The sequence below is a fragment of the Bradyrhizobium sp. Mp19 genome, assembly GCF_029952935.1.
In the GTDB taxonomy this organism is placed as follows: Bacteria; Pseudomonadota; Alphaproteobacteria; order Rhizobiales; family Xanthobacteraceae; genus Bradyrhizobium; species Bradyrhizobium elkanii.
The window spans coordinates 123,707-135,553 of the sequence record NZ_JASAUT010000020.1 but is presented as its reverse complement, the minus strand read 5'-3'; the positions used below and the strand labels follow the sequence as shown (position 1 = coordinate 135,553).

Annotated in this window: 13 protein-coding genes; 8 read left to right on the top strand and 5 right to left on the bottom strand. The window is 64.5% G+C overall.

All coding sequences use genetic code 11. The features are described from left to right. Positions 1 to 184 precede the first annotated feature (184 nt). The 5 genes from QJT82_RS22375 to QJT82_RS22355 all read left to right on the top strand — a co-directional run bounded on the left by QJT82_RS22375 (position 185) and on the right by QJT82_RS22355 (position 3,684). Entirely contained in the window at positions 185 to 970 is a 786-nt protein-coding gene (locus tag QJT82_RS22375) for a hypothetical protein (protein ID WP_028339900.1), read from the top strand. Positions 971 to 1,237: 267 nt separating this feature from the next. Continuing rightward, the gene (gene rpsD, locus QJT82_RS22370; protein ID WP_028339899.1) at positions 1,238 to 1,855 is read left to right on the top strand and encodes a 30S ribosomal protein S4; all 618 of its coding nucleotides are present in this window, start codon (positions 1,238 to 1,240) and stop codon (positions 1,853 to 1,855) included. 118 nt (positions 1,856 to 1,973) lie between these two features. Continuing rightward, positions 1,974 to 2,201: a hypothetical protein gene (locus QJT82_RS22365; protein ID WP_028339898.1), complete on the top strand. Its 228-nt coding sequence runs from the start codon at positions 1,974 to 1,976 to the stop codon at positions 2,199 to 2,201. Positions 2,202 to 2,234: 33 nt separating this feature from the next. Beyond that, complete coding sequence (locus QJT82_RS22360; RefSeq protein WP_338132171.1) at positions 2,235 to 2,402, top strand: hypothetical protein; 168 nt, start codon at positions 2,235 to 2,237, stop codon at positions 2,400 to 2,402. A gap of 214 nt (positions 2,403 to 2,616) precedes the next feature. Continuing rightward, a complete protein-coding gene (locus tag QJT82_RS22355) occupies positions 2,617 to 3,684 on the top strand; it encodes a threonine aldolase family protein (RefSeq protein WP_028339897.1) in 1,068 nt (355 codons plus the stop codon). Positions 3,685 to 3,728: 44 nt separating this feature from the next. Here the strand turns inward: QJT82_RS22355 and QJT82_RS22350 are convergent, their stop codons facing one another. The 5 genes from QJT82_RS22350 to grxD form a co-directional block, all read right to left on the bottom strand. Next, positions 3,729 to 5,243 carry a serine hydrolase gene (locus tag QJT82_RS22350; protein ID WP_155258416.1) on the bottom strand — a complete coding sequence of 505 codons (1,515 nt, stop codon included), beginning with the start codon at positions 5,241 to 5,243 and terminating at the stop codon, positions 3,729 to 3,731. A 21-nt stretch (positions 5,244 to 5,264) separates the two neighbouring features. Next, entirely contained in the window at positions 5,265 to 6,527 is a 1,263-nt protein-coding gene (locus tag QJT82_RS22345; protein ID WP_028339896.1) for a serine hydrolase domain-containing protein, read from the bottom strand. A 103-nt stretch (positions 6,528 to 6,630) separates the two neighbouring features. Next, positions 6,631 to 7,917, bottom strand: a complete 1,287-nt coding sequence (locus QJT82_RS22340; protein ID WP_051447779.1) for a serine hydrolase domain-containing protein — start codon at positions 7,915 to 7,917, stop codon at positions 6,631 to 6,633. Positions 7,918 to 7,966: 49 nt separating this feature from the next. Then, positions 7,967 to 8,518 (bottom strand): O-acetyl-ADP-ribose deacetylase, encoded by a 552-nt coding sequence (locus tag QJT82_RS22335; RefSeq protein ID WP_028339894.1) that lies wholly within the window; start codon positions 8,516 to 8,518, stop codon positions 7,967 to 7,969. Next, entirely contained in the window at positions 8,515 to 8,847 is a 333-nt protein-coding gene (grxD, locus tag QJT82_RS22330; protein ID WP_016843475.1) for a Grx4 family monothiol glutaredoxin, read from the bottom strand. Before grxD ends, QJT82_RS22335 begins: the two co-directional genes overlap by 4 nt. Before the next feature lie 292 nt (positions 8,848 to 9,139). On the opposite strand from grxD, the gene egtB reads away from it, so the two are divergent. The 3 genes from egtB to QJT82_RS22315 are packed head-to-tail and all read left to right on the top strand — an operon-like array spanning position 9,140 to position 11,838. Further along, the gene (gene egtB, locus QJT82_RS22325; RefSeq protein WP_028339893.1) at positions 9,140 to 10,393 is read left to right on the top strand and encodes an ergothioneine biosynthesis protein EgtB; all 1,254 of its coding nucleotides are present in this window, start codon (positions 9,140 to 9,142) and stop codon (positions 10,391 to 10,393) included. A gap of 53 nt (positions 10,394 to 10,446) precedes the next feature. After that, positions 10,447 to 11,415 carry an L-histidine N(alpha)-methyltransferase gene (egtD, locus tag QJT82_RS22320; protein ID WP_028339892.1) on the top strand — a complete coding sequence of 323 codons (969 nt, stop codon included), beginning with the start codon at positions 10,447 to 10,449 and terminating at the stop codon, positions 11,413 to 11,415. A 27-nt stretch (positions 11,416 to 11,442) separates the two neighbouring features. Then, positions 11,443 to 11,838: a DUF4345 domain-containing protein gene (locus tag QJT82_RS22315; RefSeq protein ID WP_028339891.1), complete on the top strand. Its 396-nt coding sequence runs from the start codon at positions 11,443 to 11,445 to the stop codon at positions 11,836 to 11,838. The last annotated feature ends 9 nt before the right edge of the window (positions 11,839 to 11,847 follow it).

The following is an 11,847-nucleotide window of genomic DNA, read 5'->3' as shown; positions in this document are numbered from 1 at the left end:
CCCTCATGCGCGGCGGCGGCTCGACTGTGACGGAGACCGGTGGCGCCGCTATGCTGGCGCTAAAGGACATACGGACTTGGTCTTCGGCCAGCTGGTTCATCTGAGCTTCAGGTGCGGCGAGCAACCATGTGAGCTCGCCGGGCCTTTGATTTTTGCCTGTTTGCTAAGGAACTGAAGCGAACGGATGCGCGGTAAATTTCGTCAGATTTCATTGCCGCGCCGTCTCGTCGCCGATCTGATGCATGCATCGGCCGGCGTGCCGCTGGTCTCCCTGAAGCGCACCTTGAACGTCCGCGCAATCGTCGAGGCCCGTGCGCGTGCGGCGCAGGCACCGGGCTGGGCCGCCATCTTCGTCAAGGCATTCGCGCTGGTCGCCAGGACCGAGCCGACCCTGCGCACGCTGCACGTCAAGTGGCCGTGGCCTTGCCTCTACGAGCTGCCGCGCAGCGTCGGCATGGTGGCGATTGCGCGCGTTGAGAAGGGCGAGGACTGCGTGCTGTTCGAGCGCGTCTGTGCCGCCGACGAGATGCCGCTCGCTGAGGTCGACGCGCTGATCCGCCGCGCCAAGACCGCGCCGCTCCACGAAATCCCCTCGTTCCGCAAAATACTCTGCGTGACGCGCCTGCCGCTGCCGCTGCGCCGCCTGGCGTGGGCGATCGGGATGAATTTTGGCCGGCAGCGCGCCAATTTCTGCGGCAGTTTTGGCGTGACCTCGGTCGCGGCCTATGGCCCCGGCGAGTTGCACGCGCTGAGCCCGGGGCCATTCCTGTTGAGCTATGGCGTGATCAGGCCGGACCACACCGTCGACGTGGTGCTCCGCTGGGACCATCTGGTCTGCGACGCCGCCCTGATCGCGCAGACCTTGACCCGCCTCGAGCAGGTGCTGGGCGGCGAAATCGCCGCGGAACTGGGCGCGGGCCGGCCGCAAGCCGATGCCCGGCTGGTCCGGGCGGCCGGAAGCCGCCTCTGAGGGACGAAATTGGCCAAATTTGACGCCGATTCCGCCCAAAACGCCCTGCGTTTTGTTTGACAGAACCGGACTTTCTCCTTAAGACCACCCTTGCTCGCGGGCCGGTTTCGGCCCGCGATGCGTTTCGCGACCCGTGGTCCTCCCCGAGCTTTCGAGGCGGACCTGTCGGTACAGGCCTTTTGGCCGGTACACAGGAGGGCGCGTCTCCTCAAACCCGAGACTGACAAACGCCGGACGCTGGGTGCGACGGCTATCAAAGAGGACGCGATGACAAAGCGCAGTGAGGCGAAGTACAAGATCGATCGCCGCATGGGCCAGAATATCTGGGGCCGCCCGAAGAGCCCCGTGAACCGCCGCGAATACGGCCCCGGTCAGCACGGCCAGCGCCGCAAGGGCAAGCTCTCCGACTTCGGCGTGCAGCTGCGCGCCAAGCAGAAGCTCAAGGGCTACTATGCCAACATTTCCGAGCGCCAGTTCCACGGCATCTATGTCGAAGCCAGCCGCCTGAAGGGCGACACCGGCGAGAACCTGATCGGCCTCCTGGAGCGCCGTCTCGACACCGTGGTCTATCGCTCCAAGTTCGTCTCCACGATGTTCGCCGCGCGCCAGTTCATCAACCACGGCCACATCAAGGTGAACGGCCGCAAGGTCAACATCGGCAGCTACAAGCTGAAGGTCGGCGACCTCATCGAGGTCAAGGAAGCCTCCAAGCAGCTGACCCCGGTGCTGGAAGCGGCCCAGCTCCCCGAGCGCGACGTGCCCGACTTCATCGAGGTCGATCACTCCAAGATGACCGCGAAGTTCGCGCGCACCCCCGGCCTCTCGGACGTGCCGTTCCCGGTGCAGATGGAGCCGCATCTGATCGTCGAATTCTATTCGCGCTGATCACTTCAGCATTGCGAGATCCGAAAGACCCCGGTTTTGCCGGGGCCTTTTTGTTTGCCCACAAGACGACTATTATATCCGGGACTTGGAGATGGCTGCCCGTTGAGGTTTCTTGCCGATGCCCCGGTTACTCGAACAGGCCTTCGAGACAGTTTCAAGCTTGCCTGACACAGAGCAGGACGAGCTCGCGCGCATCATGCTGCAGCTTGCCGGAGTCGACCAACCACCGCTCCAGCTCACGCCGGAAGAAGACGCCGATCTGGCTGAAGCCGACGCCGAGATTGCACGCAGCGAGCTGGCAACGCCCGAGGACGTCCGTGCGATGTGGGCAAAGCACGGGCTGTGAACGTCCGTTACAACGCGACGCGCTGTTGTTCAGATTGATCGGGCACTTTCCTATATCGAAACACGATCGCCCCAGGGCGCGGTCCATGTGCGCGACCGCATCTTGGCACTTGTCACGCTGCTGCAAGAGCAGCCGCGTGCGGGGCGCCCGACAAGCCGCCGAGGCGTCCGCCGGCTCTCGGCGAACCGTATCCCTACCTGATCGACTATCACGTGACGCCCACCGAGATCATCATTATGCGGTTTCGTCACGCCGCCCGGAGGCCTATACGCTAAAGCATGATCCGGAAAAGCGCGAAGCGGTTTTCCGGATACGATCATGCTCAAACAAGAAGCCAGGGCGCGATGACGATCCATCTTATCTCATCGCGTTTCAGCAGCGGATCCGCCCTCAGTGCGGAGCGATGAGGAAAGCCATGCACTACACCCCTGCCCGGCCCGATCCCAAGGCCCCGCCCGTTCGCATCAACCTTCTGTCCGATACGCAGACCAGGCCGACGCCGGCGATGCGCGAGGCGATGGCGAAGGCGGAGGTCGGCGACGAACAGGTCGGGGACGATCCGACCACCAACGAGCTCTGCGCCCGCGTCGCCGATCTGCTCGGTAAGGAAGCCGCCGTCTTCATGCCGTCGGGCACGATGTGCAACGTCGCGGCGACGCTGGCCTATTGCCGTCCCGGCGACGAGATTTTGGCGCATGCGACCGCGCATATCATTGCGCGCGAGGGCGGCGCCCATGCCGCGCTCGGCGGTTTCCAGATCACGCAGCTGCCGGGCGATGACGGCCAGTTCACGCCGGAGACCTTCCAGGCCGCGCTGCATCCGCGCACCCGCTACCAGCCGCCGCAGGTGCTCGTCAGCGTCGAGCAGACCGCCAATATCGGCGGCGGCACGATCTGGAAGAAGGCGGCGCTCGACGAGGTCGTGCGCATCGCCAAGGCCCACGGCCTTGTCACCCACATGGACGGCGCGCGGCTGCTCAATGCGACCGTCGCGTCCGGCATCTCGCCGCGCGACATGACGGCGGGCTGGGATTCCGCCTGGATCGATTTCTCCAAGGGCCTCGGCGCGCCGATCGGCGGCGTGATCGCCGGCACCCGCGCCTTCATCGACGATGTCTGGCGCTGGAAGCAGCGGCTCGGCGGCTCGATGCGGCAGTCCGGCGTCTGCGCCGCGGCCTGCATCCATGCGCTCGATCACCATGTCGACCGCCTCGCCGACGACCACGCCAATGCGCGGGCGCTGGCGCGCGGCCTGTCGCAGATCAACGGCATCGCGGTACAGGCGCCGGAGACCAACCTCGTGTTCTTCAAGCCCGGCGGCGCCGGGGTATCCGGCGACAGGATGGTCGCCGAGCTGCGCAAGCGCGGCGTGACGCTGGCGATGATGGACGGCCGGATCAGGGCCTGCACGCATCTCGACGTCACGGCAGCGATGATCGAGGAAGCGGTCGGACACGTCAGGGACATCGTGCGCGCGGCGTAACTCCCGTAGCTCGGATGGAGCGCCACGAAATCCGGGCTGCCAAACTACGGCAGCCGCTTTCCGACGTGGTCCGTTCCGTCCTGGTGAAGGGTCACTTGCATTGCCGCGTTCCGACCGTCCGTGTCGAATGACAGCACGGCATCGACGACTTTGAAGAAAAACTGGTGATCGCTGGTGGCGAAGATTTCGCGCCGCTCCTGCCCCGTCGCCTCGCTGAACAGGCGATTGCCGTCCCTTGTGACGTGGATCGAAAATTCCGGCGAGAACCGATAGGTTCCGACCAGACGGTCCAGTGTCTGCGGGCTCACTGCGATGAACTTCCCGGCCTTGGCCTGGCGATCCGGCCAGCCGTACTCGGCCGCGATGCTGCGCAGGATCTCGTCGACGAGGATCCGACCGCCCCAGCCGTTGGTCATGACAACGGCGCCATCGCCGTTCTCGAAAATAACCATGGTGTCGATGAAGCCCTCGTTCACCCCGTTGTGCCAGAATTGCCGGTTGGGCGCCGAGCCGCGAACCAGCCAGCCCAGCCCGCGTCGTCCGATCCCAGGAGGTAGCCCGTCGGCACTGCCGAGAACCGGCGAGAGCATCTCGGCCGTCATCGATTGCGACAGAACGGGATTGCTCCGACCGGCTAACGAATCCAGCACGCCGAGCAAGAGATGGGCGAGATCGGTCGGCGTCGTCCATAATCCCGCGGCGGCCAATTCGGGATAGACATGCGGGCCGCCCGGCACCGGCGCGCCGTCTGACCGGTACGGTGTGGCGGCCGTCGTCAAACGATCCGCAGGCAATGGCTGCGCGAAGCTGGAATGCGTCATCCCGAAAGGCTTGAGGACGACATCGTCGAGCAGCGCAGGAAACGGCCGCCCCGTCACGTCGACGAGCAGTTGCTGAACGATCGTATAGCCGCTGCCGGAATATTGATCCTGCTTGCCGGGTTCGTGCTCGACCCGGACAGGCGCGCTGTTCGCAGGTGGCGTGCCATCGAGAATCTGGCGAAGAGAGGGGACCGGCTGGCCGGCCTGATAGCCCGGGTAGTAGGGCACGTTCGTCCCGGCCGTATGGCTCAGCAACCGCCGAACTGTCACCCGGGACTGGGAATACGGATAGTCCGGAATCTTCCAGCTCTTGAGCGCAGCGTTGACGTCCGCATCGAGATCGAGCTTGCCGGCCTGGGCCAGCGCCAGAGCGGCGATGGCGGTCACCGGCTTGCTGATCGAGGCCGCCTGAAACAGCGTTTCCGGCACCACGGGCGGACCGCCGATGGCGGCTGAGCCAAAGCCGCGCGCCCATTCGATGGCGCCGCCATGAATCACCGCGATGCTGACACCGGGAACGTGCAGCTCGTTCATGCGATCGGCAAGCGTCATCGGCGCATCGCCGTTGACGACAATCGCCGTCCTCAGGCCGTTCAAGACATGGTCGATTCGCTGCATGACGTCGGCATCACCGAGGCGGCGAGGTTCTTCGGCCAGAATAGGCCCGCACGCAGTCATGGCGGCAGATGTGACGGCCACCAGGATGAGCTTGCGGAGAGTGAATGTCATCGCCTGCATGACCACCTCCGCGCGCCACGTCTACCGTCCCATCGCCTGGTAGATCAGCGTCTTCAGCTCCTGCTGGATCCGGCCGCGCTGCGACGGCGTCTGCACCATGAAGATGCCGAACAGATCGTCCGCGGGATCGATGAAGAAGAAGGTGCCTCCGACACCGTCCCAGCGATACTCCCCCAGCGGCCAGTCTGTGTTCACCGGCACCGAGGTGCGGACCGCGAAGCCGAGGCCGAAGCCGGAGTTCGGACCGGGATAGTAGTTCTGGTCGCGCACGACGCCGGTCTCCGGACCGATATGGTCCCTCGCCATCAGCGCGATGGTCTCCGGCTTCAGATAGCGCCTGCCTTCATAGCTGCCGCCATTCAGCAGCATCTGCGAGAAACGCGCATAGTCGCCGATGGTGCCGACCATACCGCCGCCGCCGGATTCCCATCGCAGCGGCTTGCGCGGATTGCGGACGTCGGCGACCGGACTGATGGTGCGATCCTTCGGCATCGGCTCGGCGATCAGCGGCCATTTCGTCCGGTCGGCGACATGGAACGCGGTCTCGTTCATCCCGAGCGGGCCGAGCAGACGTTCCTTCTCGACCTGAAACAGCGATTTGCCCGTTATAACCTCGATGACGCGGCCGAGCACGTCGGTGGAATGGCCGTAGTCCCATTGCGTGCCGGGTTGTTCGGCGAGCGGCAATGCCGCAAGCCGCGCCACGAATTCGGCATTGTCGGGATCGTTGTCGAACAGGCCGGCATCGGCGTAGGTCTTGTTCACGATACCACCGCCGTAATAGCCGTAAGGCAGGCCGGCGGTGTGGCGCATCAGGTCTTCGATGGTGATGGGGCGCTTGAGCGGCTCCAGCGTCATCGCCATCTTGCCCTCATCGCCGCGCTTTTCCACCCCGACCTTCATGTCGGCAAAGGCCGGGATATATTTCGACACCGGATCGCCGAGGGCGAGCTTGCCTTCCTCGATCAGCATCATCGCGATGACCGTGGTGATCGGTTTCGACATCGAATAGAGGCGGAAGATGGTATCCGCGCTCATCGAGAACTCGGTGGCGGCGTCGCGAACCCCGAACTTCTCGTAATAGACCGGCTTGCCATGCTGTTGCAGCAGCAGGATCGCGCCCGGGATCTTTCCGGTCGCGACCTCGTTCCGGACATAGTCGGAGACCTTGGCGAGGCCTTCCGCCGAGAAGCTGTGCGCGGCCGGCCCCGCGGAGCCGGCCTTCGCAACCGTTGCGACCAACGCGAACGCGAGTGACGCGACGAACGCGCGGCCCCCACGCATGCAAGCGCATGAGCCGATCCGCCTGAATCGGATCATGCCGTCATTCCCTTCTTTTCAACGCGTTTTTTCACGCGAACCGGTATCCACTTCGCTCGAAAACGCTCTAGTTTTCCATGGCTTCATAGACGAGCTGCTTCAGCGTCCGCTGGATGCGCTGACGCTCGGTCGGCGTCTGCTCCAGCAGGACGAAGAAGAAGTCCTGCTTGCGGTCGATGACATAATAGCAGCCGCTGGCGCCGTCCCATTTCAGCTCGCCGAGATCGCCGGGCGGCGGCGGCTTCGCAGTGCCGGGATCGGTGCGCACCGCGATGCCAAGCCCGAAGCCGAAGCCGTCGCCGGGGAAGTAGAAAAAGTCGCGTTCGACCCCGGAGCCCGGGCCGACACGGTCGGTCGTCAGCTCCTTGAACGTTTCGGGCCTCAGGATGGTCTTGCCGTCGAGGGTGCCGCCGTTGAGCAGCATCTGCGCGAAGCGCGAATAATCCGCCATGGTCGAGACCATGCCGCCGCTGGCGGACTCCCATTTCTTGACCTTGGTCGGATCGTTGACCCGGCCGACCCGGAAGTCGCTGTCGTTCGGCATCGGCTCGGCCATCAGCTTCTGCTTCTCGGGATCGGTGACGAAGAAGCCGGTGTCCTTCATGCCGAGCGGGTCGAGCAGCCTTTCGCGCTCGATCGTCGAGAGCTTCTCGCCGGTGGCCACCTCCATCACGCGCGCCAGAATGTCGGTGGAATGGCCGTATTGCCAGAGCGCGCCGGGCTGGTTGTGCAGCGGCAGCTTGGCGATCCGCTCGGCGAATTCGGCGAGATCGAAATCTCCGCCGTAGATATTGGCTTCCTTGTAGGCCTTGCGGACCAGGCTGTCGCCATAGAAGCCGTAAGTGATACCCGACGTATGCGTCATCAGATCGAGGATCGTGAGCGGCCGCTTTGGCGGCACCAGCTCCAGCGTCTTGGTGCCGTCCTCGGCCTTCTTCTCGACGCCGACCTTCACGTTGGCGAAGGACGGAATGTATTTCGAGACTGGATCGTCGAGCTTGTATTTCCCTTCCTGCAGCAACTGCATCGACACCACGGCGGTGATCGACTTGGACATCGAGGCCAGGCGGAAGATGGTCTTGTCCGTGATCGGCACCTTGCTGACCACGTCCTGCACGCCGAAGGCCTCGTGATACACCGGCTTGCCGTGCTGCTGGATCAGGACGATAGCGCCGGGAATCTTTCCGGTCGCGACCTCGTTCTTGAAGAACTCGCTGATCTTGGCGAGCTTGGCGGGATTGAAATGCGCACCCGCCGGAATCTCGTAGGTGCCCTCGGTGTGCGGGTACGCCGGCGCCGCCAGCACCACCGCGGCGGCGGCTGCGGCGGCGCACGTCAAACGAAATGAATGCATTTGAACTATCCCTCCCCGGAAATCACGGGGAAGTGTAGCGGCGGTATCATCAGGCACAAGGGCTGCCAAAGGCCTCCAGGACCTCCTGATGAAGCTGGCCGCTTTGGGGCGAGAAGCAGCAGAAGATCACCTGCGTGAGGCCGGGTGCGGCGACCAGGGCATCGACGACAGCCTTGACCGCGATGCCGGCGGCGCGGTCCGGCGGGAAGTGATAGACGCCGGTCGAGATGGCAGGAAATGCAATGGAGCCAAGCTGATTGGCGTGGCACAGCTCAACGCCGCGGCGATAGCAGGATGCGAGCAGCGCATCCTCGTTCTGGGTGCCGCCGTGCCAGATCGGGCCGACGGCGTGGATCACGTGCTTGGCCGGGAGCCGATAGCCTTTGGTGATCTTGGCGTCGCCGGTCTTGCAGCCGTGCAGGGCGCGGCACTCGACGAGCAGCTCGGGGCCCGCGGCACGATGGATCGCGCCGTCGACGCCGCCGCCACCGAGCAGCGATGAATTAGCCGCGTTGACGATGGCGTCAACGCGCAGGGTCGTGATGTCGGTAACGATGACTTCGAGCCGCGCCTTGCCGATCTGGCGCGCCGTCAAGGTCAGGCAGCCACGTCGACCGGGATGCCCTTGTCGGCAAACAGCTGCTGCAATTCGCCGGCCTGGAACATCTCGCGGATGATGTCGCAACCGCCGACGAACTCGCCCTTCACATAGAGCTGCGGAATCGTCGGCCAGTTCGAATAGACCTTGATGCCGTTGCGCAGTTCGGCGGACTCGAGAACGTTGAGGCCTTTGTAGCCGACGCCGATGTGGTCGAGGATCTGCACGACCTGACCGGAAAACCCGCACTGCGGGAATTGCGGCGTGCCCTTCATGAACAGCACGACGTCGTTCGACTTCACTTCGTTGTCGATGAATTGCTCGATGCTCATTTTCGCTTCCTTCGGGGGCGGCGCTCTCAGGCCTTGACGGGCCGGCCCGCCCTTCTAACCCGTGACTGACTATATATGTAGCTCAAACCATTGTGCATCCAAAGCAAAATGGCGGAAATCTGGCATGCGCCGGGCGCTGCGGGCGCCCAAAAGGGGCCGGGATTATCTGACGGCCCCAATATCATCGCGGGGGGAGGCTTTTTTCCCGTAACGGAGCCCCTATCTAGGACGAACTGTCCGTCGGGAACCAGTTTGCCGAAGCAACGTTCTCTCCCTTGAATCGGAGACCCCTGTGACGAAACCAGCCTCTGCCGCGGCCGCCCTTCCCGCCGCCTCCCCGTCACTGTCCTCCGAATCCGGGCCGCTCGCCGAGCGGCTCGTGGACGCCTATCGCGCCGTCCGCGACGAGACCGAGCGCCGGACCGCGCCGCTGTCGCCCGAAGACCAGCTGATCCAGTCGATGCCGGATGCGAGCCCCGCCAAATGGCACCGCGCCCATACCACCTGGTTCTTCGAGCAGTTTCTGCTCGGCGAGCACGTCGAGGGCTACACGCCATTCCATCCGGACTACGCCTATCTGTTCAATTCCTATTACGTCAGCGCCGGCCCGCGGCACGCCCGCCACCAGCGTGGCCATCTGACGCGCCCGACGGCCGACGAAGTCACCGCCTACCGCCGCCATGTCGACGCCGAGGTGGTGAAATTCTTCCAGACTGCCGGAGCCGACAAGCTCGAGGCGCTTGTGCCGCTGGTCGAGGTCGGCCTCAATCACGAGCAGCAGCATCAGGAGCTGATGTACACCGACATCCTGCATGCCTTCGCGCAGAACCCGATCCCGCCGGCCTACGATCCGGCGTGGCGCTTCCCGGCGGCGCATCACGGGCCTGAGGAATGGGTGACGCTCAACGAAGGCATCCACACCGTCGGCCACGCCGACGACAGCTTCCATTTCGACAATGAGAAGCCCGCGCATCGCGCTCTGGTCGGCCCGGTCAAGCTCGCGAAGAATCTCGTCACCAATGCCGACTGGCTCGCCTTCATCACGGACGGCGGCTATTCCACCGCCACGCTGTGGCTGATGGATGGCTTTGGCACCGTGAGCAACGAGGGCTGGCAGGCACCCGGCCACTGGCGCGAGATCGACGGCGAATGGAAGATCATGACGCTCGGCGGCCTGCAGCCGATCGATCCGTCAGCGCCGGTTTGCCATGTCAGCTATTACGAGGCCGACGCCTTCGCCCGATGGGTCGGCAAGCACCTGCCGACCGAGATGGAATGGGAGGTCGCCGCGCGCGCCCGCCTGCTCAACGACGCCTACGGCATCGTCTGGCAATGGACCCGCAGCTCCTATTCGCCCTACCCGGGCTACCGCGCGATCGAGGGCGCGCTCGGTGAGTACAACGGTAAGTTCATGGTCAACCAGCTCGTGCTGCGCGGCTCGTCGCTGGCGACGCCCGCAGGTCACAGCCGTGTCACCTACCGCAACTTCTTCTATCCGCACCATCGCTGGCAATTCACGGGGTTACGCCTCGCCGACTATGCCTGATCAAGCACTGTCGACATCAATGGCGCGCCGGTAAGCGCGTTCGGGAGAGTATCATGAATGTGCATGCCGCCGCTTTGGCCAAAGCGTATCCGTTCGACGAAGCGACTTCGGCGTTCGCCGGCGACGTGATCGGCAATCTCGCCCGTCACCCGAAGCGGCTGTCGCCGAAATATTTCTACGACGCCACCGGCTCCGAGCTGTTCGAGCAGATCACGGTGCTGCCGGAATATTATCCGACGCGCACCGAGCTTGGCATCCTGCGCGACCGCGGCGACGAGATCGCCGCGATCATCCCTGACGGCGCGGCGCTGGTCGAGTTCGGCGCCGGCGCGACTACCAAGGTGCGCCTGCTGCTCGAGCATTGCGAATTCGCAGCCTATGTGCCGGTCGATATCTCGGGCGATTTCCTCAAAGCCCAGGCCGACGGGTTGCGGAAGGATTTCCCCGGTCTCGGCATCTATCCGGTCGCGGCCGATTTCACCACGCCGTTCACGCTGCCCGAGGCCGTCGCCGCGATGCCGAAGGTCGGCTTCTTCCCCGGCTCGACGCTGGGCAATTTCGAGCCGAGCGAGGCCTTGGCCTTCCTGCGCAGCGCACGCCAGATCCTCGGCCACGGCGCGCAGATGATCATCGGCGTCGACCTCGAGAAGGACGAGCGCGTGCTGTATGACGCCTATAACGACGCGGCCGGCGTCACCGCGCGGTTCAACCTCAATGTGCTGGTTCGCATCAACCGCGAGCTCGGCGGCAATTTCGACCTGTCGGGCTTCACGCACCGCTCGATCTACAACCGCGACCGCCATCGCATCGAGATGCACCTGATCAGCCGCAAGGCGCAGACCGTGCGCATCCTCGGCAAGACCTTTGCGTTCCGTCCGGGCGAGAGCATTCACACCGAGAACAGCTACAAATACTCGCTCGAGCGTTTCACCGCGCTCGCCCGCAGCGGGGGCTGGACGGTGCGCGAGAGCTGGACCGACGCCAACACGATGTTCTCGGTGCACGCGCTGGTCGCGGACTAGCACCCAAACCTGGGGACGGGGCAAATCATGGGCAGGCGTCCGCTGCAGATCGCGACGGCGTTGCTCGCCCTGGTCCCGATCCTGACCGGCATCATCACCATGCTCGGCGTCAGCGATCCGCTCTACGCCTCCTCGGGCGTTCCGGCGTTGCCGGTGCTCGACAGCAATTTGCGCTTCTTCGGCGGGGTCTGGCTCGGTCTCGGGCTCGCACTGCTCTGGCTGGTGCCGCGCATCGAGAGCGAGGGCGTGCTGTTTCGGATGGTCTGGGGCGGCATCTTCCTCGGCGGCATCGGCAGGCTGCTGTCGATGCTGATGGTCGGCTTGCCGCCGCTGCCCTTCGTGGGCTTCACCGCGCTCGAAGTGATCGGCGCACCGCTGTTCGTCTATTGGCAGCACCGCGTGGCTACGGCCGGCCGCAAGTAGCGGCGGCCG

Bases quoted from the DNA above. Each gene is read 5' to 3' on its own strand.
- QJT82_RS22375 (WP_028339900.1), top strand. From the start codon at position 185: ATGCGCGGTAAATTTCGTCAGATTTCATTGCCGCGCCGTCTCGTCGCC.
- rpsD (WP_028339899.1), top strand. From the start codon at position 1,238: ATGACAAAGCGCAGTGAGGCGAAGTACAAGATCGATCGCCGCATGGGC.
- QJT82_RS22365 (WP_028339898.1), top strand. From the start codon at position 1,974: ATGCCCCGGTTACTCGAACAGGCCTTCGAGACAGTTTCAAGCTTGCCT.
- QJT82_RS22355 (WP_028339897.1), top strand. From the start codon at position 2,617: ATGCACTACACCCCTGCCCGGCCCGATCCCAAGGCCCCGCCCGTTCGC.
- QJT82_RS22350 (WP_155258416.1), bottom strand. From the start codon at position 5,243: ATGCAGGCGATGACATTCACTCTCCGCAAGCTCATCCTGGTGGCCGTC.
- QJT82_RS22345 (WP_028339896.1), bottom strand. From the start codon at position 6,527: ATGCGTGGGGGCCGCGCGTTCGTCGCGTCACTCGCGTTCGCGTTGGTC.
- QJT82_RS22340 (WP_051447779.1), bottom strand. From the start codon at position 7,917: ATGCATTCATTTCGTTTGACGTGCGCCGCCGCAGCCGCCGCCGCGGTG.
- grxD (WP_016843475.1), bottom strand. From the start codon at position 8,847: ATGAGCATCGAGCAATTCATCGACAACGAAGTGAAGTCGAACGACGTC.
- egtD (WP_028339892.1), top strand. From the start codon at position 10,447: ATGAATGTGCATGCCGCCGCTTTGGCCAAAGCGTATCCGTTCGACGAA.
- QJT82_RS22315 (WP_028339891.1), top strand. From the start codon at position 11,443: ATGGGCAGGCGTCCGCTGCAGATCGCGACGGCGTTGCTCGCCCTGGTC.